Consider the following 22,987-nt stretch of genomic DNA (forward strand, 5'->3'; position numbering starts at 1 on the left):
GAGAGGGAAATCGGTCAATCTTTATGTTCGCTTCGGCACAAACTGCCGGAACAGTTCACGGCTCTTGAGCGGCTTGCCACCGAGATAAGGTTTGAGCGCGATGCGGGTAAAGCGTTTTGCTGCCCGCAGCGTATCGGCATCCGGAAACTCCCGGCTGGCGAGGGCTTTTAGATGGTGCCCGGTAAACGTGCTGTTATCAATCACTACGCTTGCGATGAAGCCTTTTTCTTCGCGGTAGCGGTAGGTCATGGTGTCGTCGACGGCCTCACCGCTGCCCGCACAGTGCAGAAAATCCACGCCGTAGCCAAGATGCGCCAGCAGCGCCAGTTCAAAGCGACGCAGCGCCGGTTCCGGTGTGCCGTTTACGCCAGCCAGGGCCTGGATACAGTGCAGATAATCAAAGAAGAGTTCGGAGAAACGGGTTTCGTTTTCCAGCACGCGAGAGAGGAGTTCGTTGACGTATAAACCGCTGTAAAGCGCAATGCCACTTAGCGGCAACGCAAGCGAGACGGCTTCAGCGCTGCGCAGCGTTTTGACATCACCGCGGCCACCGAAACGGACCAGTAAAGGGGTAAAGGGCTGAAGCGCACCTTTGAGATTTGAGCGTTTGGAACGTGCGCCTTTTGCTACAAGGCGCACGCGGCCCGACTCTTCCGTGAAGACGTCCAGCATCAGGCTGGTTTCGCTCCAGGGACGACTATGCAGAACAAAAGCGCGCTGCCAGCCTTCCACGGGGTTTACTTAGAGGTCGTCGACGTAACCGAGACTGCGCAACGCGCGTTCGTCGTCGGCCCAGCCTGATTTCACTTTCACCCACAGTTCCAGATGGACCGGGGCTTCGAACATTTCCTGCATGTCCTTACGGGCTTCAATGCCGATGGTTTTGATTTTGGCGCCTTTGTTGCCAATCACCATCTTCTTCTGCCCTTCGCGCTCAACGAGGATCAGCCCGTTGATGTCATAGCCGCCGCGCTCGTTGCTCTGGAAGCGTTCAATTTCAACGGTCACAGAATACGGCAGCTCGGCACCAAGGAAACGCATCAGCTTTTCACGGATGATTTCAGAGGCCATGAAGCGCTGAGAACGGTCGGTGATGTAATCTTCCGGGAAGTGATGCGTTGCTTCCGGCAGGTGCTTACGCACGATGCCCGCCACGGTATCCACATTCAGGCCGGTTTCCGCAGAAATCGGCACGATGTCGAGGAAGTTCATCTGGCTGCCGAGGAACTGCAGGTGCGGCAGCAGGTCCGCTTTTTCCTGCACGTTGTCCACTTTGTTGACCGCGAGGATCACCGGCGCACGACCACCTTTGAGCTTGTTCAGCACCATTTCGTCGTCAGCGGTCCACTTGGTGCCTTCGACCACAAAAATGATAAGCTCAACGTCGCCGATGGAGCTGCTGGCCGCTTTGTTCATCAGGCGGTTAATGGCGCGCTTCTCTTCCATATGCAGGCCCGGGGTATCGACGTAAATCGCCTGATAAGCCCCTTCGGTATGGATGCCGACAATACGGTGACGCGTGGTCTGCGCTTTGCGAGAAGTGATAGAAATCTTCTGACCAAGCAGGTTGTTCAGCAGGGTGGATTTGCCGACGTTGGGACGACCAACGATGGCGATAAATCCGCAGTAACTTTTTTCGTCGCTCATTCCAGCTCCAGTTTTTTCAGCGCCTGTTCGGCGGCAGCCTGCTCCGCCTTGCGACGGCTGGAACCTGTGCCAACCACCGGTTCACTCAGGCCACTGACCTGGCAGTGGATAGTAAATTCCTGATCGTGGGCTTCGCCACGCACCTGCACAACCAGATAGGAAGGCAGAGGCAGGTGACGACCCTGTAAATATTCCTGCAAACGCGTTTTCGGATCTTTTTGCTTATCACCCGGACTGATTTCGTCCAGTCGGGTCTGGTACCAGCTCAGAATCAGCTTCTCGACGTTCTGAATGTCACTGTCGAGGAACACGCCGCCAATCAGTGCTTCAACGGTATCCGCCAGAATTGATTCGCGACGGAAGCCGCCGCTTTTCAACTCACCCGGCCCCAGGCGCAAACATTCACCCAGTTCAAATTCACGGGCAATTTCCGCCAGCGTGTTGCCGCGTACAAGCGTCGCACGCATGCGGCTCATGTCACCTTCGTCTACGCGCGGGAAGCGGTGATACAGCGCGTTAGCAATGACATAACTTAAAATGGAATCACCCAGAAACTCGAGGCGCTCATTATGCTTGCTGCTGGCGCTGCGGTGGGTTAATGCCTGCTGTAACAGATCCTGATGTTGAAAAGTGTAGCCCAGCTTGCGTTGAAGCCGATTAATTACGATGGGGTTCATGCTCTACCAATAGATGAATGCGTCAATAATGCAGCACACGAAACCGACCTGAGAAAGCCAACGCGGTTTCGTGTGCCGTGGATCCCTTGCGGGTACCAACCTAAAACTTCGGGGGGATATTCTATACGCAACGACAAGGGATGTCGTTAGCTGAGAGGCATTTATATCGGAAATAATTCATGTCGCCACAACAGGCGTGGCGACATGAATAAAAGTGAGGAATTACTTGATCCCACCGATGCGGCTTAAGCGCACGCCGGTTGGCCATTCACCTTCCTGCTTCTCAAAGCTCATCCAGATACCGACGGCTTTACCAACCAGATTCGCTTCCGGCACAAAGCCCCAGTAGCGGCTGTCGGCGCTGTTATCGCGGTTGTCGCCCATCATGAAGTAATGCCCAGGCGGCACAATCCAGGTGGCTAACTGCTGGCCCTGCTGATGGTAGTACATACCCAGCTGATCCTGCGCAATTGGCACGGTCAGAATACGGTGTGCAACTTCACCCAGCGTCTCTTTGCGCTCGCTCAGACGCACGCCGTTGTCTTTGCTCTCACCCTGCGGCAGCTGCCAGAAACCGCTGGTCGCTTCGCCACCGTTGCGGCGGGCAAAAGTCTGCACGAAATCGCTCGGCTCTACGTTGGAGTAGGTTACCGGCAGCGCGTTTCCACAAGCCTGACCAGAGCTGCAGTTTGGCTGAATGGTCACTTCTTTGGCGACAGGATCGTAGCTTACTTTGTCACCCGGTAAACCGACTGCACGCTTGATGTAATCCAGACGCGGATCTTCCGGATATTTGAACACCACGATATCGCCACGCTTAGGATGCCCGGTTTCGACTAACGTCTTCTGATAAATCGGATCTTTAATCCCGTAGGCGAACTTCTCTACCAGAATAAAATCACCAATCAACAGCGTTGGCATCATCGAACCTGAAGGGATCTGGAACGGCTCGTAAATAAAGGAGCGTACCACCAGCACGATGGCCAGCACCGGGAAAACAGAAGCCCCGGTTTCCAGCCAGCCCGGTTTCGGGCCGACTTTTTTCAGCGTTTTTTTATCCAGCGAATCACCCGCTGCAACCTGTGCAGCGGCCTGACGCTCACGGCGTTTTGGTGCAAATATAAACTTATCCAGGCACCATAAAACCCCGGTCACCAGGGTCGCAATGACCAGGATCAGGGCAAACATGTTCGCCATGCCAACTCCTTATTGGTTATTTACCGTCTTTACCGACATGCAGAATGGCGAGGAAAGCTTCCTGCGGCAGCTCAACGTTGCCCACCTGCTTCATGCGTTTTTTACCGTCTTTCTGTTTTTGCAGCAGCTTTTTCTTACGGCTGACGTCACCGCCGTAGCATTTCGCCAGAACGTTTTTACGCAGCTGTTTCACGGTGGAACGGGCAATGATGTGGTTGCCGATTGCCGCCTGAATCGCGATATCAAACTGCTGACGCGGGATCAGCTCTTTCATCTTCTCCACCAGCTCACGACCGCGATAAGGCGCGTTGTCGTTGTGGGTGATCAGCGCCAGGGCATCAACACGATCGCCGTTGATGAGAACATCCACGCGCACCATGTTCGAAGCCTGGAAACGCTTGAAGTTGTAATCCAGCGACGCGTAGCCGCGGGAGGTGGACTTCAGACGGTCGAAGAAGTCGAGCACTACTTCCGCCATTGGGATTTCATAGGTCAACGCAACCTGATTACCGTGGTAAACCATGTTGGTCTGCACGCCACGCTTCTCAATACACAGCGTGATGACGTTGCCGAGGAACTCCTGCGGCAGCAGCATGTGACACTCGGCGATAGGCTCGCGCAGCTCAGAGATGTTGTTCAGCGGCGGCAGCTTGGACGGGCTGTCGACGTAGATCACTTCTTTATTGGTCGTCTCGACCTCGTACACCACCGTCGGGGCCGTGGTGATGAGATCCAGATCGTATTCACGCTCAAGGCGTTCCTGGATGATTTCCATGTGCAGCAGGCCGAGGAAGCCACAGCGGAAGCCGAAGCCCAGCGCCGTTGAGCTTTCTGGCTCATAGAACAGGGAAGCATCGTTCAGGCTCAGCTTGCCGAGCGCATCACGGAAGTTTTCATAGTCGTCAGAGCTGACCGGGAACAGGCCCGCATAGACCTGAGGTTTAACCTTTTTGAAGCCTGGCAGCGCTTTATCTGCCGGGTTACGGGAAAGGGTCAGGGTATCGCCCACCGGCGCGCCGAGGATGTCTTTGATGGCGCAAACCAGCCAGCCTACCTCGCCGCACTTCAGCTCGGTGCGATCAACCTGTTTCGGCGTGAAGATCCCCAGACGGTCGGCGTTGTAGACCTGCCCGGTGCTCATCACTTTAACTTTATCGCCCTTGCGCAGAGTGCCGTTTTTCACGCGGATCAGCGACACAACACCCAGATAGTTATCAAACCAGGAGTCAATAATCAGCGCCTGCAGCGGTGCATCAGGGTCACCTTCCGGCGCCGGGATCTCGCGGACCAGACGCTCTAACACGTCGGGAACGCCTACGCCGGTTTTCGCCGAGCAGCGCACGGCATCCGTGGCATCAATGCCGACGATGTCTTCAATCTCTTCCGCCACGCGCTCAGGATCGGCGGCTGGCAGGTCGATTTTGTTCAGAACCGGAACCACTTCCAGGTCCATTTCCATGGCGGTGTAGCAGTTCGCCAGGGTCTGCGCTTCTACGCCCTGCCCGGCGTCCACCACCAGCAGCGCGCCTTCGCAGGCGGCCAGAGAACGGGATACTTCATAGGAGAAGTCGACGTGGCCCGGGGTGTCGATAAAGTTAAGCTGATAGGTTTCGCCGTCAGACGCTTTGTAATCCAGGGTCACGCTCTGCGCTTTGATGGTGATGCCGCGTTCGCGCTCCAGATCCATAGAATCGAGAACCTGCGCCGCCATTTCACGATCGGAAAGACCACCGCAAATCTGAATGATACGGTCGGACAAGGTGGATTTACCGTGGTCGATGTGAGCGATGATCGAAAAGTTACGTATATTCTTCATAGTTAGAGTTAATTATGCCTTACGAATTCCTGGAAGCCGCGGGTCTGCGCCGGACGATTGATCGTTCGAAAACGCCGCATTCTACACTACATCTCCGTCGCCAGGAAATGCTCTTCCGGCAAGCTTAGCGGTTAGCAGGAAGGAGATCCTGTTGGAGATGTAAATAAAGATAAAAGCCAGCGTAATTACTGGCTCAGTTCAGAAGGGGAAGTCTCAACCCGCAGCAGATCCGGCGGGAGGCCAACGCTGAGAATAACCGGTTGCCAGGCTTCGCGGGAGGCGAGCTTTGGGGAGAGTCCGCGGGCGACCAGGAAACCGCCCACGCCGCCGAGAATGCCGCCAGCAAACGCGGCCAGATCGCTGCTGAACAGCAGCTGGAATAGCGCCGCCATGACAAACAAACCCAGTAATGGCGTCATATAAACCAGCACGGCTGAGGTCAGCAAACTGCCTTCGCTGATGCCCAACTCCACTTTCTGCCCGACGGCCAGAGGCTGCGAACTTGGCACGCTGATGGTGTGCTCCGTCTGCGGCCCGAGCTTATTCAGCACCCGGCTGCCACAACCCGCCCGTGACGAGCAACTGCTACAGGATGATTTTACGTCGCAGCTGACCAGGGCGAGACCCTCGTGCCACGATACGACCGTGGCCCACTCTTTGATCATTTTGCCGCCTTAAACTTAATGCTGTCCGCCACGCGTTTTGCCGTTTGCGGCGGCAGTTCGCCGACAATGGTAATTTCGGCGTTATCACGCACGGATGTACTGACGGTTCGACGCCCGGTTCTCAGCACCTGCTCGCTGCTGTTAGCAGCAGCGCGGTTAACATTCACCGAGAAGCTGAACAGACCATCGGAATAGAGGCGAGATTCGACAGGGGTCTCTATGGTTGGCAAAGAGCGGCGGCTGCCTGCCACTTCAGCAAAACCTTGCGGCAGCCAGCCCGGCTGCCAGTTGAAATTGGCTTTGTCTCCGGTAGGCACGGACAGCAGCGGCGGCAGACTGGCCGTCGCCAGCGTTTGCATGTTGCTGCTTACCTGCTGACTAACGTTAAACGCCACGACGCGGAACTGCTCCAGCGTTTCGCCGTCCCTGTCCAGCAGATCGACGCGCATCGGCAGCTTCGTTTCTGAGTCCAGCCAGACAATATAGCTGTAGCGGGTGCCGTCGCGGGCGACAACGCGAATAACCTCGCAAAGCCTGTCGGCAATACGGGTGCGGCCTACAGAGATAAAATCATAGTAGGGTGCGAGGCGCTTAAAGTCGGTATATACCAGCGAAGGCAGTGAATCGACGATGTAATCGCCGTTCAGGGTAAAGGGATCGAGGCCGGGCTCGAAGTAGCTGATTTCATTCCCGCGCTGGACCACTTCACGACGCGGGCCATCCATCTGCAGCAGCTGCGCCAGGGCCTGATTGTTCAGACGTGCATGACGATAGCGTAGCGATTCCACGCCCTGCTTGTTAATGCTGACGAACGACAGCTCATAATTGAGAGACTGGCTGGCCAGATTCATCTGCTGCAACAACGCCCCGGACGAAACATCAGCCGAGGCGTTGGCGGAGAAGAACAGGCTACCAGCCACAAGTGACATGGCACACCAAAGTTGCTTCATTACTGCTGTTGCGTTCCTAACGTTTGATAACCTGGCACCTGAACAGCCGCTTGCTGAGTCTGTGCCTGTTCAAACTGAAGCTGCTCTGAGTGCAGACGGCGTTGCAATTCGTAGTCCTGCAGCATCGCATTGATACGACGACGCTGCTCCTGGACCTGTTGTTGCTGGCCAGAAGCCGTGGCGTTGGCATCCGCCGGAACACCCAGGCTAACCGGGCTGGCTTTACCCATCATCGGCAGCGTGTTAAACACTGGCGTTTCAGGCTGCTGAGACGCATCAGATTGACCATTGTAGTGCTGAACCCCAACGATCACCGCGAGAGAAACGCACGCAGCCACGCCCATTTGTGTCAGAGAGCTTGCCCATGGGCGAACTTTCTTCCAGAACGGCATATTCTGCCACTGGTGCGGTGCGGGTTGGGCTTCAGGGATGAGCGGCGTCGCCTGGCGAACAGGTTCATTCTCAATGGCGGCCATCACGCGGGCTGAAATATCAAAATTGAGAGTCTGCGCCGTCTCTCCGCGCATGGTATCGCGAATGAGATGGTAGCTCTCCCAGGTTTTTTGCATTTCAGTGGAACGACTCAACTCGTTGAGCAGCGCCGAATCCAGCGTTTCACCATCCATCAAAGCGGAAAGTTTTTCTTTCTGCATGCCTAATACCTTTTCCAGTATTCCGCTATCGTCAACGCCTGATAAGCGGTTGAACTTTATTATCAATAGCTTCTCGCGCACGGAAAATGCGCGAGCGTACCGTACCCACCGGACAATCCATGATAGCGGCTATCTCTTCATAGCTCAGACCATCCAACTCCCGTAACGTGATTGCCATGCGTAAATCTTCCGGGAGCGACTCAATAGTACGGAACACTATTTGTCTCAGTTCTTCTGACAACATTAAGTTCTCAGGGTTCGAAATTTCTTTCAGCGCACCGCCACTTTCGTAATTTTCTGCTTCGATTGCATCAACATCACTCGCCGGCGGGCGTCGCCCCTGAGCAACCAGGTAATTTTTTGCCGTGTTCACGGCGATACGGTACAGCCAGGTATAGAAAGCACTATCTCCCCGGAAAGAATCCAGCGCACGATAGGCCTTTATAAAAGACTCTTGTACAACGTCAGGCACATCGCCGGACGGTACGTAACGGGAAACCAGGCTCGCCACTTTATGCTGATAGCGTACCACCAGCAAATTGAAGGCCTTCTGATCTCCCTTCTGGACCCGCTCGACAAGGACCTGATCCGTTAACTGCTCGCTCATCCGAGGTAATGTCTCCTCAAACCTTATTCCCATGCGTAATCAGAACGCCACTCCATACACACTGCACTATGAGCAAGCAACAGCTTAGAGCGGGCTATTATCGTAAAGTTCCGTTACACCTTAGCTTTTTATCGATCGCGTATAGACAGTTCATTATCACTCATTATAAGTCTACCGCCGCTAAATGAAGTGTCAGGCGCGTAACAAACGTCTGAAATCAACCTGCAGAGTACCGTAACGAAACGTTTTTTTCATCCTAAAATCTGAGACTAACGGCCGCCTTCGCAAAAATTTTCGTTGATTGACAAACGCCCCTCTCCGGCCCCTCTGTTTAGCCATTACAACCAGGATAAAAAATAACGTGCTAAAACGCCCATCGCAGTGCTACATTCGCTGAACATTGTTTAGTAAATTAAACACAATCATGAAAACGACACCCGACCTTTCCTGTGATGTGCTCATTGTCGGCAGCGGCGCTGCTGGTTTATCCCTTGCGTTACGCCTTGCAGAACACAGCTCGGTGATTGTGCTGAGCAAAGGCCCGATTAGCGAAGGCTCAACGCTCTATGCCCAGGGCGGGATTGCCGCCGTGTTTGACGAAACGGACAGCATTGAATCCCACGTGGAGGATACGCTCGTTGCAGGGGCAGGATTATGCGACCGCCATGCGGTGTCGTTTGTCGCCAGCAATGCCCGCTCCTGCGTGCAGTGGCTTATCGATCAGGGCGTGCTGTTTGATACCGAAGTGCAGGCCAACGGCGAAGCCAGCTATCACCTGACGCGCGAAGGCGGACACAGTCATCGACGCATTCTCCATGCTGCGGACGCGACGGGAAAAGAAGTCGAAACAACGCTTGTCGGAAAAGCGTTAAGTCATCCCAATATTCGCGTCCTTGAGCGCAGCAACGCCGTGGATTTGATCGTTTCGGACAAAATCGGCCTGCCGGGCACGCGTCGGGTTATCGGGGCGTGGATCTGGAACCGCAACGAAGAAACCGTCGAAACCTGTGCAGCTAAATCCGTCGTACTGGCCACCGGCGGCGCTTCGAAGGTTTATCAGTACACCACCAACCCGGATATTTCCTCTGGCGACGGCATTGCGATGGCCTGGCGCGCGGGCTGCCGGGTTGCCAACCTGGAATTCAATCAGTTTCATCCGACCGCACTTTACCATCCGCAGGCGCGTAATTTCCTGCTGACGGAAGCCCTGCGCGGCGAAGGCGCGCTGCTCAAACGCCCGGACGGTTCACGCTTCATGCCCGACTTCGACGAGCGGGCAGAACTTGCCCCAAGAGATATCGTCGCCCGCGCTATCGATCATGAAATGAAACGCCTGGGCGTGGACTGCATGTACCTCGATATCAGCCATAAGCCAGAAGAATTTGTCCGACAGCACTTCCCGATGATCCACGAAAAGCTGCTGGGCCTGGGTATCGATCTCACCAAAGAACCGGTACCCATCGTTCCGGCCGCGCACTATACCTGCGGCGGCGTGATGGTCGATGATTTCGGGCGCACCGATGTTGACGGACTGTACGCCATTGGTGAAGTCAGCTACACCGGTCTGCACGGCGCGAACCGTATGGCGTCGAATTCATTGCTGGAGTGCCTGGTGTATGGCTGGTCGGCGGCGGAAGACATTAAAAAGCGTATGCCGTATGCCCGGGAGGTAAACGCGCTTCCCGCGTGGGATGAAAGCCGGGTCGAAAACCCTGATGAACTGGTCGTGATTCAGCACAACTGGCATGAACTGCGGCTTTTTATGTGGGACTACGTCGGAATTGTGCGCACTACAAAGCGCCTTGAGCGCGCACTACGCCGCATAACGCTCCTTCAGCAGGAGCTGGACGAATATTACTCCCGCTTTCGCGTGTCCAACAATCTGCTTGAATTGCGTAACCTTGTTCAGGTTGCTGAACTGATTGTTCGCTGCGCGATGATGCGCAAAGAGAGCCGCGGCCTGCACTACACGCTGGATTATCCCGAGCTGAAGGAAAATCCGGAGCCGTCAATTCTCTCCCCGCGGGTTCACATAAATAAATAGAAGGCCTGGGTCAGCGCAGTGTAGCCTTCGGAATACTGCTGCTCTGGCCCGCGGATCGTCAGCCTGTCGCTGAAGCACTCACCCGCTCGTGGGGAAAAGGCCAGCAGCACCCGATGCGGTGGACGCAAATCGGTTTCAGCCACGTCGGTGCGCAGTCGCAGATGCCAGCCCATCGACAGCGCCTGTTCGGTGAAGGTGTTGCCAATATTCTCCGGCAGCACCACGCAGAAAAAGCCGTCTTCCGTAATCGCGTTGGCCGCACAGTTCAGCAGGGTCTGATGATCAAGAGACGTCGTGTAACGCGCCTGCTCACGCTGTGGCGTGCCGCACTCGACACCCTGCTCGTAATAAGGTGGGTTGCTGATAATCAAATCGTAACGGCTATTTTCTTCGCTCAGCCACTGCTGAATATCTGCGGCATGGATATGAATGCGGCTGCTCCACGGCGATTCCTCAACGTTCTCCGCCGCCTGGGACGCAGCCTCAGCGTCCAGCTCCACGGCATCAATCATCACTGAGCTTTCCGTGCGCTGCGCCAGCATCAATGCCAGAAGCCCGCTGCCGGAGCCGATATCCAGGATTCGCTTAACCCGCGCGATCGGTGCCCAGGCGCCCAACAGGATCCCGTCCGTTCCGACTTTCATTGCGCAGCGATCGTGGGCCACGAAAAATTGCTTAAATGTAAATCCGTTGCGACGAAACACGGATGCAGACTGACTCATCATCAACAACCTTTGTAAGAAAAATCCCCTCAACCTCGGGATGTGCACAATACCCGAGAACAGATAGCCATACAAACAGATGAAGATTGCGGTCATTCCGTCTATAATCAGCGGCCAACACAGAGGTAGATCATGACTGTAACGACTTTTTCCGAGCTAGAACTCGACGATAGCCTGCTGGACGCGCTCCAGGAGAAAGGCTTCACACGCCCGACCGCCATTCAGGAGGCAGCCATTCCGCCTGCGCTCGAAGGCCGTGATGTCCTCGGTTCTGCGCCGACAGGCACCGGTAAAACGGCGGCATATCTGCTGCCCGCGTTGCAGCACCTGATTGACTTCCCGCGTAAAAAATCTGGCCCGCCGCGCATTCTTATTCTGACCCCAACTCGCGAACTGGCGATGCAGGTGGCGGATCATGCCCGCGAGCTTGCGAAAAATACCCATCTGGACATCGCGACCATCACCGGTGGCGTGGCGTACATGAACCACGCCGAAGTGTTCAGCGAAAACCAGGATATCGTAGTGGCGACCACAGGCCGCCTGCTGCAATACATCAAGGAAGAGAACTTCGACTGCCGCGCCGTGGAAACGCTGATCCTTGATGAAGCGGACCGCATGCTGGACATGGGCTTCGCCCAGGACATCGAAACCATCGCCGGGGAAACCCGCTGGCGCAAGCAGACGATGCTGTTCTCCGCCACGCTGGAAGGCGATGCGATTAAGGACTTTGCTGAGCGTCTGCTGGAAGATCCTGTCGAAGTGTCAGCCACGCCGTCCACTCGTGAGCGTAAAAAAATCCACCAGTGGTACTACCGCGCGGACGATATCGAACACAAAACAGCGCTGCTGATCAACCTGCTGCAGCAGGATGACGCCACCCGATCTATCGTGTTTGTGCGTAAGCGTGAGCGAGTGCATGAGCTGGCAGGCTGGCTGCGCGAGAAAGGCATCAACAACTGCTATCTCGAAGGCGAGATGGTACAAATCAAGCGTAACGAAGCCATTAAGCGCCTGACCGACGGCCGCGTTAACGTGCTGGTAGCCACCGACGTTGCCGCACGCGGGATTGATATTCCGGATGTCAGTCACGTCTTCAACTTCGACATGCCTCTGAGCGGTGATACCTACCTGCACCGTATCGGTCGTACCGGTCGTGCGGGCAATAAAGGCACCGCAATTTCCCTGGTCGAAGCGCACGACTACCTGCTGCTGGAGAAAATCGGTCGCTATGTCGAAGAGCCTCTCAAGGCACGTGTGATCGATGAACTGCGCCCAACGACGCGAGCGCCAAGCATGAAGCTGAAAGGCAAGCCGTCTAAGAAAGTGCAGGCGAAACGCGACCAGAAGAAAAAAGCGGAACAGGAAAAACCGCGCGTGAAGGTACGCCATCGCGATGCGAAAAACATCGGTAAGCGCCGTAAGCCTAGCGCGGCTGCTGTAACCGAAAAGAAGACAACTGAAGAGTAAAAAAAAAGCCGGAGAATTCTCCGGCTTTTTTATTTCCCACCCCTGAGAAATTACAGACTTTCAGTGAAAGTACGAGCGATAACGTCGCGCTGCTGTTCCGGGGTCAGAGAGTTGAAGCGAACCGCATAGCCGGAAACACGGATGGTCAGCTGTGGGTATTTTTCCGGGTGCTCAACCGCATCCATCAGCGTTTCACGACGCAGCACGTTCACGTTCAGGTGCTGACCGCCTTCCACGCGGACTTCTGGCTGTACGTCTACCGGGATTTCACGGTATTCGATTTCGCCCAGTTTGTTCACCGCGACAACCTGATCTTCAGTGAAACCGCCTTTAGCGACCAGGCAGCGCGCTTCACCTTTCTCGCTGTCGAGCAGCCAGAAAGAGTTCAGCAGATCGTCATTAGCAGCTTTAGTAATCTGGATACCTGTAATCATTTGATGCCTCTCTTAGGATCGTATATTCGTTTTGCGCTGGCCAGACGCTGGCCAATTGGTAAAACCATTGTTGCTTGAGTGTATATATATCAGTCTGACACCCCGCAATCATTGATTTAAATCAATAGAATTGGTAGGCGTACTGAGTCCACTTATGAATTTTGTTGTTTTACATCAATTTTCAAGCTGCATAAAAATCCAGTATGCCGATCGTTTTTCATCCGGACCTGCCGCCTTTCGGCACAAAATTTTGCGCTCTGAAGAGAAGCCGTTAAGCTAACGCCAAACTATTCGCAGGAGAGCGAGATGACGACGCCCTTAACCTGGCATGACGTGCTGGCCAGTGAGAAAGAACAACCCTATTTCATCAATACGCTGGCGACGGTAGCCGAAGAGCGCCAGGCCGGAACGATGATTTATCCGCCACAGAAAGATGTGTTTAACGCCTTTCGCTATACGGAGCTGAGCGACGTGAAGGTGGTGATCCTCGGCCAGGATCCCTATCACGGCCCCGGACAGGCGCACGGCCTGGCCTTTTCCGTTCTCCCGGGCGTGGGCATTCCGCCTTCGCTGCTGAATATGTATAAAGAGCTGGAAGGCACCATTCCGGGCTTTATCCGCCCGAAGCACGGTTATCTGGAGAGCTGGGCACATCAGGGCGTTTTGCTGCTCAATACCGTGCTGACGGTACGCGCGGGTCAGGCGCATTCGCATGCAAGCCTGGGCTGGGAAACGTTCACCGATAAGGTCATTAGCCTTATCAATGAACACTGCGAGGGCGTGGTGTTTTTACTCTGGGGATCGCATGCGCAGAAAAAGGGGGCCATCATTGACCGCCAGCGCCATCACGTGCTGAAAGCGCCGCATCCTTCACCGCTCTCCGCCCACCGCGGCTTCTTTGGCTCAAACCACTTCGTGCAGGCCAATGAGTGGCTGGCGCAGCGCGGTGAACCGCCTATTGACTGGATGCCGGTGCTTCCGGCTGAAAGCGAGTAAAAAAAATGCCAGCATCGCGCTGGCATTTTCATTTTACCGATGCAAAAGCATCAGGCTTTGTTCTGACGCCACCATTCGGCCAGCAGCACACCGGTTGCCACGGAGACGTTCAGGCTTTCTACATTGCCCGTTCCGCTGATCGCAACGCGGAGGTCCGCTGCATCAAGAGCAGCATCAGACAGGCCGTCGCGCTCCTGACCTAACACCAGCACCATTTTCTTTGGCAGGGTCGCTTTGAATACCGGCGTGCCTTCGTGACTTGAAGTGGTCACAATTGCGTATCCCGCTTTGCGGAACTGAGCCAGGGCGTCGATGAAGCTGTCGCCGGTGATCGGCTGCACGTGCTCTGCCCCACCTTCTGCGGTACGGATTGCTGCGCCGGATTCCAGCACGGCCGCATCCTGAACAACAACGCCTTTCACGCCGAAATGGGCGCAGCTACGCATGATTGCGCCGAGGTTGTGCGGGTTACCCACGTCTTCCAGCGCCAGTACGCAATCGTCTTCAGCGGCTTCGCTGACCCACTGCTGTACGCTGGTGCCGTTGCGTTTTTTGATCAGGAAGCAGACGCCGCCATGGTGCTCGGTGCCGGACGCTTTTGCCAGCTCCGCTTCATCAACCACGTGATAGGCTTTGCGGTTTGCCGCCATCCAGCGCAGGGCTTCTTTGAAGCGAGGCGTGACGCTCTGGATAAACCAGGCGCGGACGATGCAGTCTGGACGGCTCTGGAACAGTGCCTGACAGGCATTTTCGCCGTAAACGCGGGTCTCTTCCGCACGCTGACGACGGATCACTTCAGGATCGACAAAGCTCTTGCCGCTGATCCCGCCGTGATCGGGTTTCTCGGCTGCTTCTTCGCCAGGCGCACGTGAAATGGTGCGCCACGGTGAATTTTCACGCGGCTGACTGTCGCGGGACGCGTTATCACGATCGCGGAAACGATCGCCGCGCGGTTTATCATCACGCGATTTTCCGTCGCGATTGTCGCGCGCAGGACGACGACCACCTTCGGTACGGGACGGGCCGCTGCGGCCTCCACCTTTACCGGTGCGCGGGTTTGCCGTGCGTTTATCCGAGTCATCATCACTGCGGACATACATCACTTTGACCTTGCCGCTTTTGTTTTTCAGTTCGTCGTTCATCTTAATTCTCCACCTGCGCTGCGCGAAGCGCGAAGATTACCCGATGTGGCCAGGCTTCGCCATGATTTCGTACTAAAGACCGTGACTATTGTATTCATCGAATAAACCACATTGTCCTTTAAAACAGTCTCATCGATAATATGCAACATTACAGAAACATCTCGGCCATAAAGGCTATTTCCTGAACCCGATTACCCAGAGGTTAGCTATGAATACCGTTTGTGCCAGTTGCCAGGCGCTTAACCGTATCCCCGACGATCGTCTTAACGATGCAGCAAAGTGTGGCCGCTGCGGCCATGAGCTGTTTGACGGCGATGTGATCAACGCAACCGACGCCACGCTGGATAAATTACTGAAAGACGATCTGCCGGTCGTGGTCGACTTCTGGGCGCCCTGGTGCGGGCCTTGCCGCAATTTTGCGCCCATCTTTGAAGATGTCGCAGAAGAACGCAGCGGTAAAATGCGCTTTGTGAAAGTGAATACCGAAGCGGAACGCGAACTGAGCGCTCGTTTTCGCATTCGCAGCATTCCGACCATTATGATTTTCCACAAAGGCGAAGTGATCGACATGCTGAACGGCGCGGTGCCAAAAGCCCCGTTCGACAGCTGGCTGAACGAAGCCACTCAGGCCTGAATTGCCGGGGCACGTCTTGTGCCCCCCTTTCCCCTCTGCGACAATAGCGTTTTTCCTGCATAGCCTTCCGATGACTGATAACGCCGTACTTCGTCTGCGCGCTGAACGCCTCGCTCGCGCCACTCGCCCGTTTCTTGCCCGTGGCAACCGTATCCGCCGCTGTCAGCGTTGCCTGCTGCCGCTCAAACAGTGCCTGTGTGAAACCTTGACGCCTTCCGTAGCGCATAGCCGTTTTTGCCTGGTGATGTTTGATACTGAGCCGATGAAGCCCAGCAATACGGGGCGTCTGATTGCCGATATTCTGCCCGACACAGAAGCCTTTCAGTGGTCACGAACCGAGCCCCCGCAGGCATTATTGGATCTCGTTCGCAATCCGGATTATCAGCCAATGGTGGTTTTCCCCGCCTCTTATGCGGGGACCGAAAGAGAAGTGATCAGCGCGCCGCCTTCCGGTAAACCGCCGCTGTTTATCATGCTCGACGGTACATGGACGGAAGCCCGCAAGATGTTCCGTAAGAGCCCTTATCTTGATTCGCTGCCGGTGATTTCCGTCGATTTATCACGCGTATCGGCCTACCGTTTGCGCGAAGTTCACGCCGAAGGACAATACTGCACGGCTGAGGTGGCGATTGCCCTGCTGGATTTGGCTCGCGATACCGAAGCCGCCCACGCGCTCGGCGAACATTTTCAGCGCTTCCGCACCCGTTATCTGGCAGGAAAAACGCAGCATAAGGGAAACATCACAGTGCCGGAGACAGAAAGCGTTTAAAATCATTCAGCAACGATTGTCCGGGAGAGAGTGCGATGAGCCAACGGGGACTGGAAGCGTTACTGAGACCAAAATCGATAGCCGTCATTGGCGCGTCGATGAAGCCCCAGCGGGCGGGCTATCTGATGATGCGCAACCTGCTGGCGGGTGGATTCAGCGGCCCGGTGTTGCCGGTAACCCCCACCTGGAAAGCGGTGCTGGGCGTGCTGGCCTGGCCCGATATTGAAAGTCTGCCGTTTAAGCCCGATCTCGCCGTTATCTGCACCAACGCCAGACGCAATCTGGAGTTACTGGAAACTCTTGGTAAGAAAGGCTGTAAAACCTGCATTATTCTTTCCGCCCCGCCGGAACAATTCAGTGATTTAAAAGCCTGCGCCGCCCGCTATCAGATGCGTTTACTTGGCCCGAACAGCCTCGGCCTGCTTGCGCCCTGGCAGGGGCTGAACGCCAGTTTCTCTCCTGTGCCCATTCGTCGCGGCAAGCTGGCCTTTATTTCTCAGTCAGCAGCGGTATCCAACACGATCCTTGACTGGGCTCAGCAGCGCGAAATGGGCTTTTCGTACTTTATTGCGCTCGGCGACAGCCTGGATATCGACGTTGACGACCTGCTCGATTTCCTTGCCCGCGACACAAAAACCAGCGCCATTCTGCTCTATCTGGAACATCTCAGCGATGCACGGCGCTTCGTTTCCGCGGCCCGTAGTGCTTCGCGTAATAAACCTATTTTGGTGATTAAAAGCGGCCGCAGCCCGGCGGCCCAGCGCCTTCTGCACGTCAATTCCGGCATGGATCCCGCCTGGGATGCCGCCATTCAGCGTGCGGGCCTGCTGCGAGTCCAGGACACGCACGAACTTTTCTCCGCCGTGGAAACCCTGAGCCATATGCGTCCACTGCGTGGTGAGCGTCTGATGATAGTCAGTAACGGTGCGGCCCCGGCGGCTCTGGCACTGGATGAGCTCTGGCTTCGCAATGGCAAGCTGGCTACGCTGAGCGATGAAACACTCTCAGCGCTCCAGGTTGCGCTTCCCACCAGCGTGAGCGCGGCTAACCCGCTCGATCTGCGCGATGACGCCAGCAGTGCACACTATCAAAAAGCGCTGAGTATTTTGCTCGACAGTCAGGACTATGACGCCCTGCTGGTGATTCACTCCCCAAGTGCTGCCGCGCCCGGCACCGAAAGCGCTCAGGCATTGATTGAAACCCTCAACCATCACGCTCGTGGAAAATACGTCACCGTTTTAACTAACTGGTGTGGGGAATACTCTTCCCAGGAGGCGCGACGACTGTTCAGCGATGCAGGTATTCCTACCTACCGCACGCCGGAAGGTACCATCACCGCATTTATGCATATGGTTGAGTACCGCCGTAATCAGAAGCAGCTGCGTGAGACGCCCGTGCTGCCAGACGATTTGACGGCGAATACGGCTGAAGCTCATGAGCTGTTACAGCAGGCGATTGCCGACGGCGCAACATCACTGGATACGCACGAAGTTCAGCCGATCCTCAAAGCCTATGGTCTGCAAACGCTGCCGACGTGGATCGCCGCCGACAGCGCGGAAGCCGTCCATATCGCCGAACAGATTGGTTACCCGGTGGCGCTGAAACTGCGCTCGCCGGACATTCCCCATAAATCAGAAGTTCAGGGCGTGATGCTCTATTTACGCACCGCCACAGAAGTGCAGCAGGCCGCCGATGCCATTCTCGATCGCGTCAAAATGACCTGGCCGCAGGCAAGGATCCACGGACTTCTGGTACAAAGCATGGCCAATCGTGCAGGCGCACAGGAATTGCGCGTGGTTGTCGAACACGATCCGCTGTTTGGTCCGCTGATCATGCTGGGTGAAGGCGGCGTGGAGTGGCGCGCGGAAGATCAGGCCGCCGTGGCGCTGCCGCCGCTGAATATGAATCTGGCCCGCTATCTGGTCATTCAGGCCATTAAGAGCAAAAAAATACGCGGCAGGAGCGCGCTACGCCCGCTTGATATCGCCGGCCTCAGCCAGATGCTGGTGCAGGTGTCGACCCTGATAGTCGATTGCCCGGAGATCCAGCGGCTGGATATACATCCTCTGCTCGCCTCGGGCGATGAGTTTACCGCCCTGGACGTCACGCTTGAGATAGCACCGTTCAGCGGCGACAGCGAAAGCCGTCTGGCCGTGCGCCCCTATCCACAGCAGTTTGAAGAGTGGGTGGTGATGAAAAATGGCGAGCGCTGCCTGTTCCGCCCCATTCTGCCGGAGGATGAGCCGCTGTTGCAGCAGTTTATTGCCCGGGTGACGAAAGAAGATCTCTACTACCGCTACTTCAGTGAAATCAATGAATTTACCCATGAAGATTTAGCCAACATGACGCAGATCGACTACGATCGTGAGATGGCTTTTGTCGCCGTGCATACCACGAAGAACGGCACCGAGATCTTTGGCGTGACGCGTGCTATTTCCGATCCGGACAATGTTGATGCCGAATTTGCCGTGCTGGTACGTTCAGATTTAAAAGGGCTGGGTCTCGGACGTCGGCTGCTGGAAAAGCTTATCGATTACACTCGCGGGCATGGGCTCACCCAGTTAAACGGTATCACCATGCCGCACAATCAGGGAATGATTGCCCTGGCCCGAAAGCTGGGTTTTGACGTCGATATCCAACTCGAAGACGGTATCGCAGGATTAACATTGAGACTATCCTCACCCTCTTCGTGACTAAGCTGCTGGAAATGTTGACCACTTTCGCGGGCACTGGTGGTATTATTGCTCCCTTCTGTCGTCTGCATGGTACAGAGGACCCTTGATTAATCAGAGAAGAATCGCACTGTGATGTTGTCAAAATTTAAGCGCAACAAGCATCAACAACACCTTGCTCAACTACCTAAGCTTTCTCAGCCAGTTGATGATGTCGAGTTCTTTTACGCCCCTGCGGATTTCCGTCAGGCGCTGCTGGCGAAAATTGCCAGCGCCACGCGCCGTATCTGCATCATCGCGCTTTACCTGGAACAGGATGACGGCGGCAAAGCCATTCTGCAGGCGATTTACGATGCAAAACGCCAACGACCTGAGCTCGATGTTCGCATCCTCGTTGACTGGCATCGCGCCCAGCGTGGCCGTATCGGTGCCGCCGCTTCAAACACCAATGCCGACTGGTATTGCCGCATGGCTCAGGAAAACCCTGGCGTGAACGTGCCCGTTTACGGTGTACCGGTCAATACCCGTGAAGCCCTCGGCGTCCTCCATTTCAAAGGTTTTATCATTGATGACTGCGTGCTCTACAGCGGCGCCAGCCTGAACGATGTGTACCTGCATCAGCATGATAAATACCGCTATGACCGCTATCAGGCCATCACTAACGCGAAGATGGCGGATATCATGTTTGCCTGGGCCGACCAGAATCTCGTCGAAGGCCGTGGCGTGAACCGTCTCGACAGCAGTGAGCGCCCGAAAAGCCCTGAAATTAAGAATGATATTCGCCTGTATCGTCAGGAACTGCGTGACACCGGTTACCATTTCCAGGGCGATGCAGACAACGATCAGCTGTCAGTGACGCCGCTGGTCGGGCTCGGAAAATCGAGCATGCTCAATAAGACGATTTTCCATCTGATGCCCTGCGCTGAAGAGAAGCTGACTATCTGTACGCCATACTTCAACCTGCCTGCCGTGCTGGTGCGTAACATTATCCATCTGCTGCGTCAGGGGAAAAAGGTTGAGATTATCGTCGGGGATAAAACGGCGAACGACTTCTATATTCCGGAAGATCAGCCCTTCAAAATTATCGGCGCGCTGCCCTATCTGTATGAAATTAACCTTCGTCGCTTCCTCAGCCGCCTGCAGTATTACGTCAACACCGATCAACTGGTGGTGCGCCTGTGGAAAGATGAGGACAACAGCTATCACCTGAAAGGCATGTGGGTGGATGACGAATGGATGCTGTTGACCGGCAACAATCTGAACCCTCGCGCCTGGCGCCTGGATCTGGAGAATGCGATTCTCATTCATGATCCAAAACAGCAGCTGGCCGAAGCAAGGGAAAAGGAACTGGCGCTGATTCGTACTCATACCACCGTGGTGAAGCACTATCGCGACCTGCAAAGCATCGCCGACTACCCGGTAAAAGTGCGTAAACTGATTCGTCGTCTGCGTCGAATTCGTATCGACAGGCTTATCAGCCGTATTCTGTGATCCAAGGCCTCGCATTGTCGGGGCTTTTTTTTTGGAGAAGCTATGCGGGCTTTGGTTTTGCTCTCTTCACTCTCACTTTTCGGCTGTAGCCACATGGCAAATGACGCCTGGAGCGGGCAGGATAAGGCCCAGCATTTTATCGCCTCCGCCCTCCTCTCCGCTGCAGGTAACGAATACGCACAGCATCAGGGAGTCAGCCAGGATCGCAGCGCAGCCTACGGCCTGATGTTCTCAATCAGCATCGGCGCCGGGAAAGAACTCTGGGACAGCCGCCCCTCAGGAAGCGGCTGGAGCTGGAAAGACTTCACCTGGGATATCGCCGGAGCCACTACCGGCTACGCAGTCTGGCAACTGGCGCATCAGTAAATTTACAGGCGTAACCCTTTCCCTTTGCTGTGCAGCATCAACGACACCAGAAATGCGATAGCGCTCAGCACGGTCACGTACCAGAAGAACGCGCTTTCAAAACCGACTGACTTCAGGGACAGCGCCACATATTCAGCCGAGCCGCCAAAGAGCGCATTCGCTACTGCGTAGGACAATCCTACCCCTAATGCGCGCACCTGCGCAGGGAACATTTCAGCCTTCAGAATTCCACTGATCGACGTGTAGAAACTCGCGATCAACAGTGCACACATTACCAGACCAAAAGCTGCATAAGGTGAATGCACATGCTGGAGCGCCGTGAGGATAGGCACGGTAAATAGCGTCGCCAGGCCACCGAAGCAAAGCATCGACGTACGGCGGCCAATCCTGTCGGAAAGTGCGCCAAACAGCGGCTGAACGATCATATAAACGAACAGTGCTGCCGTCATCACAATGCTGGCAACGCTGGCACTCATGCCCGTCGTATTGACCAGGTACTTTTGCATATAGGTCGTGAAGGTATAAAAGACCAGCGATCCGCCCGCAGTAAAGCCAAGTACCATCACAAAGGCTTTGCGATTGCGCCACAGGCCTTTAAACGATCCCGCCTCTTTGAGTGTACGTGTTTCTTTTTGTGAGGTTTCATCCAGCTGGCGCCTCAGCCAAAGTGCGACCAGGGCCAGAACAGCACCGAGCGCAAAGGGAATGCGCCATCCCCAGGCGTGTAAGTCTTCGCTGCTGAGGATTTGCTGAAGGAGCACTACCACAAGCAACGCCAGGAGCTGCCCGCCGATTAGCGTCACGTACTGGAAGGAGGCGAAGAAGCCTTTACGCCCTTCTATTGCCACCTCACTCATGTAAGTCGCACTGGTGCCGTACTCACCTCCAACTGACAGCCCCTGAAACAGGCGGGCCAGTAAGAGCAGTGCCGGAGCCCAGGTGCCAATAACCGCGTAACCCGGCAGGCAGGCAATAACCAGCGAACCGAAACACATCATACATACTGAGATCAGCATGGATTTTTTGCGTCCATGGCGATCGGCAATGCGGCCAAACAGCCATCCGCCAATCGGACGCATTAAAAATCCAGCTGCAAACACGCCTGCAGTTTGCAGCAGCTGCGTGGTCGTATTACCTGTGGGGAAGAAAATATGGGCAAAATAGAGTGAGCAGAATGAGTAGACGTAAAAATCAAACCATTCAACCAGATTCCCGGATGAGGCCCCCACGATAGCCCACACACGACGACGGGTATCACTCCCTGCCAGCGGCTCGCGGGAAGAAAGGGTATTTTCTGTCATTGTAATAATTCTCCGGCATAGATTTGAGCTGCCTTTAGTGGACTGAATCACACCGTTGAGACAGAACAATTAGTGAACGAAATGTTACTTAATTGTTATCACCAACTTTGAGATCTTAATCACAAAATCAGTTAGCAGGATTAGTAATCCGAATAAGATTAGGCGTGGATGAAGAGGGATCTGAGGAGAATGAATCGCTTTTAACAGGATAACAAACGCAAAAAAACCCCATGCTTTCGCATGAGATTTTCTTGTCTGTTTGATGCCTGGCAGTTGTATGCCGGGCTTCCTGCCCGTTAGAACCGTCGTGCTGTGCAAATCCGTTCCCGACGGATTTGTCCTACTCCGGAGAGTACTCACCGACAGACAACAGATAAGACAAAAGGCCCAGTCTTTCGACTGAGCCTTTCGCTTTATTTGATGCCTGGCAGTTCCCTACTCTCGCATGGGGAGACCCCACACTACCATCGGCGCTACGGCGTTTCACTTCTGAGTTCGGCATGGGGTCAGGTGGGACCACCGCGCTGTTGCCGCCAGGCAAATTCTGTTTATCAACATGCACGTCTTACTCTGTGCACATCGATTAATCTGTTATCAAGCTGAAAATGTGTCTGTCTCTCACGCCAAAACAGCTTCGGCGTTGTAAGGTTAAGCCTCACGGTTCATTAGTATCGGTTAGCTCAATGTATCGCTACACTTACACACCCGACCTATCAACGTCGTAGTCTTCAACGTTC

General features: G+C 55.1%; 21 protein-coding genes and 2 rRNA genes. 8 read left to right on the top strand and 15 right to left on the bottom strand.

The genetic code is table 11. The features are described 5' to 3' along the window. Nucleotides 1-21: 21 nt before the first annotated feature. The 9 genes from recO to rpoE form a co-directional block, all read right to left on the bottom strand. Nucleotides 22-732, bottom strand: a complete 711-nt coding sequence (gene recO, locus CRO87_RS12680; protein WP_097163303.1) for a DNA repair protein RecO — start codon at nt 730-732, stop codon at nt 22-24. 9 nt (nt 733-741) lie between these two features. Next, nucleotides 742-1,647 (bottom strand): GTPase Era, encoded by a 906-nt coding sequence (gene era / locus CRO87_RS12685; protein WP_097163304.1) that lies wholly within the window; start codon nt 1,645-1,647, stop codon nt 742-744. Continuing rightward, nucleotides 1,644-2,324 carry a ribonuclease III gene (gene rnc / locus CRO87_RS12690; protein ID WP_097163305.1) on the bottom strand — a complete coding sequence of 227 codons (681 nt, stop codon included), beginning with the start codon at nt 2,322-2,324 and terminating at the stop codon, nt 1,644-1,646. The genes era and rnc overlap by 4 nt, the downstream gene beginning before the upstream one ends. A 222-nt stretch (nt 2,325-2,546) precedes the next feature. Next, complete coding sequence (gene lepB / locus CRO87_RS12700; RefSeq protein ID WP_097163306.1) at nt 2,547-3,521, bottom strand: signal peptidase I; 975 nt, start codon at nt 3,519-3,521, stop codon at nt 2,547-2,549. Between the two features lie 16 nt (nt 3,522-3,537). After that, nucleotides 3,538-5,337, bottom strand: coding sequence for a translation elongation factor 4 (gene lepA, locus CRO87_RS12705; RefSeq protein WP_097163307.1), 1,800 nt, complete (start codon nt 5,335-5,337; stop codon nt 3,538-3,540). Nucleotides 5,338-5,522: 185 nt separating this feature from the next. Continuing rightward, entirely contained in the window at nt 5,523-6,002 is a 480-nt protein-coding gene (gene rseC, locus CRO87_RS12710; protein WP_097163308.1) for a SoxR-reducing system protein RseC, read from the bottom strand. After that, on the bottom strand, nt 5,999-6,952 hold the full coding sequence (rseB, locus tag CRO87_RS12715) for a sigma-E factor regulatory protein RseB (protein ID WP_097163309.1): 954 nt from the start codon (nt 6,950-6,952) through the stop codon (nt 5,999-6,001). Before rseB ends, rseC begins: the two co-directional genes overlap by 4 nt. Beyond that, nucleotides 6,952-7,605 (bottom strand): anti-sigma-E factor RseA, encoded by a 654-nt coding sequence (rseA, locus tag CRO87_RS12720; protein WP_097163310.1) that lies wholly within the window; start codon nt 7,603-7,605, stop codon nt 6,952-6,954. Before rseA ends, rseB begins: the two co-directional genes overlap by 1 nt. Before the next feature lie 31 nt (nt 7,606-7,636). Beyond that, nucleotides 7,637-8,212: an RNA polymerase sigma factor RpoE gene (gene rpoE, locus CRO87_RS12725; RefSeq protein WP_097163311.1), complete on the bottom strand. Its 576-nt coding sequence runs from the start codon at nt 8,210-8,212 to the stop codon at nt 7,637-7,639. A 424-nt stretch (nt 8,213-8,636) separates the two neighbouring features. On the opposite strand from rpoE, the gene nadB reads away from it, so the two are divergent. Continuing rightward, entirely contained in the window at nt 8,637-10,256 is a 1,620-nt protein-coding gene (gene nadB / locus CRO87_RS12730; protein ID WP_097163312.1) for an L-aspartate oxidase, read from the top strand. On the opposite strand, the gene CRO87_RS12735 is transcribed toward nadB, so the two are convergent. Next, complete coding sequence (locus CRO87_RS12735; protein WP_097163313.1) at nt 10,241-10,978, bottom strand: tRNA1(Val) (adenine(37)-N6)-methyltransferase; 738 nt, start codon at nt 10,976-10,978, stop codon at nt 10,241-10,243. The genes nadB and CRO87_RS12735 overlap by 16 nt on opposite strands. 132 nt (nt 10,979-11,110) lie before the next feature. Here CRO87_RS12735 and srmB point away from each other — a divergent pair, with 132 nt between their 5' ends. After that, nucleotides 11,111-12,445 (top strand): ATP-dependent RNA helicase SrmB, encoded by a 1,335-nt coding sequence (srmB, locus tag CRO87_RS12740; protein WP_097163314.1) that lies wholly within the window; start codon nt 11,111-11,113, stop codon nt 12,443-12,445. A gap of 50 nt (nt 12,446-12,495) precedes the next feature. Here srmB and grcA read toward each other — a convergent pair whose 3' ends face one another. Further along, complete coding sequence (gene grcA / locus CRO87_RS12745) at nt 12,496-12,879, bottom strand: autonomous glycyl radical cofactor GrcA (protein WP_097163315.1); 384 nt, start codon at nt 12,877-12,879, stop codon at nt 12,496-12,498. Nucleotides 12,880-13,185: 306 nt separating this feature from the next. Here grcA and ung point away from each other — a divergent pair, with 306 nt between their 5' ends. After that, nucleotides 13,186-13,875 (top strand): uracil-DNA glycosylase, encoded by a 690-nt coding sequence (gene ung / locus CRO87_RS12750; protein WP_097163316.1) that lies wholly within the window; start codon nt 13,186-13,188, stop codon nt 13,873-13,875. Nucleotides 13,876-13,925: 50 nt separating this feature from the next. On the opposite strand, the gene CRO87_RS12755 is transcribed toward ung, so the two are convergent. Beyond that, nucleotides 13,926-15,017, bottom strand: a complete 1,092-nt coding sequence (locus CRO87_RS12755) for a tRNA/rRNA methyltransferase (RefSeq protein WP_097163317.1) — start codon at nt 15,015-15,017, stop codon at nt 13,926-13,928. 208 nt (nt 15,018-15,225) lie between these two features. On the opposite strand from CRO87_RS12755, the gene trxC reads away from it, so the two are divergent. From trxC to CRO87_RS12785, 5 genes are all read left to right on the top strand, one after another. Continuing rightward, on the top strand, nt 15,226-15,651 hold the full coding sequence (gene trxC / locus CRO87_RS12765) for a thioredoxin TrxC (RefSeq protein WP_097163319.1): 426 nt from the start codon (nt 15,226-15,228) through the stop codon (nt 15,649-15,651). A gap of 70 nt (nt 15,652-15,721) precedes the next feature. Continuing rightward, nucleotides 15,722-16,420 (top strand): tRNA-uridine aminocarboxypropyltransferase, encoded by a 699-nt coding sequence (gene tapT / locus CRO87_RS12770; protein ID WP_097163320.1) that lies wholly within the window; start codon nt 15,722-15,724, stop codon nt 16,418-16,420. 35 nt (nt 16,421-16,455) lie between these two features. After that, nucleotides 16,456-19,113 (top strand): protein lysine acetyltransferase, encoded by a 2,658-nt coding sequence (gene pat / locus CRO87_RS12775; protein ID WP_097163321.1) that lies wholly within the window; start codon nt 16,456-16,458, stop codon nt 19,111-19,113. A gap of 114 nt (nt 19,114-19,227) precedes the next feature. Further along, complete coding sequence (pssA, locus tag CRO87_RS12780) at nt 19,228-20,583, top strand: CDP-diacylglycerol--serine O-phosphatidyltransferase (protein ID WP_097163322.1); 1,356 nt, start codon at nt 19,228-19,230, stop codon at nt 20,581-20,583. Between the two features lie 42 nt (nt 20,584-20,625). Further along, nucleotides 20,626-20,949, top strand: a complete 324-nt coding sequence (locus CRO87_RS12785) for a YfiM family lipoprotein (protein WP_097163323.1) — start codon at nt 20,626-20,628, stop codon at nt 20,947-20,949. Nucleotides 20,950-20,951: 2 nt separating this feature from the next. Here the strand turns inward: CRO87_RS12785 and CRO87_RS12790 are convergent, their stop codons facing one another. The 3 genes from CRO87_RS12790 to CRO87_RS12800 all read right to left on the bottom strand — a co-directional run. After that, nucleotides 20,952-22,250, bottom strand: coding sequence for an MFS family transporter (locus CRO87_RS12790; protein ID WP_097163324.1), 1,299 nt, complete (start codon nt 22,248-22,250; stop codon nt 20,952-20,954). Nucleotides 22,251-22,672: 422 nt separating this feature from the next. Further along, nucleotides 22,673-22,788, bottom strand: a 5S ribosomal RNA gene (gene rrf, locus CRO87_RS12795). Nucleotides 22,789-22,894: 106 nt separating this feature from the next. Next, nucleotides 22,895-22,987 (bottom strand): 23S ribosomal RNA (locus CRO87_RS12800); the annotation flags it as partial.

This window comes from Enterobacter sp. CC120223-11 (genome assembly GCF_900215375.1).
Lineage (GTDB): Bacteria > Pseudomonadota > Gammaproteobacteria > Enterobacterales > Enterobacteriaceae > Scandinavium.

Excerpts from the sequence above, each read along its gene's own strand:
- pssA (WP_097163322.1), top strand. The coding sequence starts at position 19,228 with ATGTTGTCAAAATTTAAGCGCAACAAGCATCAACAACACCTTGCTCAA.
- grcA (WP_097163315.1), bottom strand. The coding sequence starts at position 12,879 with ATGATTACAGGTATCCAGATTACTAAAGCTGCTAATGACGATCTGCTG.
- pat (WP_097163321.1), top strand. The coding sequence starts at position 16,456 with ATGAGCCAACGGGGACTGGAAGCGTTACTGAGACCAAAATCGATAGCC.
- nadB (WP_097163312.1), top strand. The coding sequence starts at position 8,637 with ATGAAAACGACACCCGACCTTTCCTGTGATGTGCTCATTGTCGGCAGC.
- lepA (WP_097163307.1), bottom strand. The coding sequence starts at position 5,337 with ATGAAGAATATACGTAACTTTTCGATCATCGCTCACATCGACCACGGT.
- rnc (WP_097163305.1), bottom strand. The coding sequence starts at position 2,324 with ATGAACCCCATCGTAATTAATCGGCTTCAACGCAAGCTGGGCTACACT.
- ung (WP_097163316.1), top strand. The coding sequence starts at position 13,186 with ATGACGACGCCCTTAACCTGGCATGACGTGCTGGCCAGTGAGAAAGAA.
- lepB (WP_097163306.1), bottom strand. The coding sequence starts at position 3,521 with ATGGCGAACATGTTTGCCCTGATCCTGGTCATTGCGACCCTGGTGACC.
- rseB (WP_097163309.1), bottom strand. The coding sequence starts at position 6,952 with ATGAAGCAACTTTGGTGTGCCATGTCACTTGTGGCTGGTAGCCTGTTC.
- rseC (WP_097163308.1), bottom strand. The coding sequence starts at position 6,002 with ATGATCAAAGAGTGGGCCACGGTCGTATCGTGGCACGAGGGTCTCGCC.
- CRO87_RS12755 (WP_097163317.1), bottom strand. The coding sequence starts at position 15,017 with ATGAACGACGAACTGAAAAACAAAAGCGGCAAGGTCAAAGTGATGTAT.
- trxC (WP_097163319.1), top strand. The coding sequence starts at position 15,226 with ATGAATACCGTTTGTGCCAGTTGCCAGGCGCTTAACCGTATCCCCGAC.
- rpoE (WP_097163311.1), bottom strand. The coding sequence starts at position 8,212 with ATGAGCGAGCAGTTAACGGATCAGGTCCTTGTCGAGCGGGTCCAGAAG.
- CRO87_RS12790 (WP_097163324.1), bottom strand. The coding sequence starts at position 22,250 with ATGACAGAAAATACCCTTTCTTCCCGCGAGCCGCTGGCAGGGAGTGAT.
- rseA (WP_097163310.1), bottom strand. The coding sequence starts at position 7,605 with ATGCAGAAAGAAAAACTTTCCGCTTTGATGGATGGTGAAACGCTGGAT.
- tapT (WP_097163320.1), top strand. The coding sequence starts at position 15,722 with ATGACTGATAACGCCGTACTTCGTCTGCGCGCTGAACGCCTCGCTCGC.
- era (WP_097163304.1), bottom strand. The coding sequence starts at position 1,647 with ATGAGCGACGAAAAAAGTTACTGCGGATTTATCGCCATCGTTGGTCGT.
- CRO87_RS12785 (WP_097163323.1), top strand. The coding sequence starts at position 20,626 with ATGCGGGCTTTGGTTTTGCTCTCTTCACTCTCACTTTTCGGCTGTAGC.
- srmB (WP_097163314.1), top strand. The coding sequence starts at position 11,111 with ATGACTGTAACGACTTTTTCCGAGCTAGAACTCGACGATAGCCTGCTG.
- CRO87_RS12735 (WP_097163313.1), bottom strand. The coding sequence starts at position 10,978 with ATGAGTCAGTCTGCATCCGTGTTTCGTCGCAACGGATTTACATTTAAG.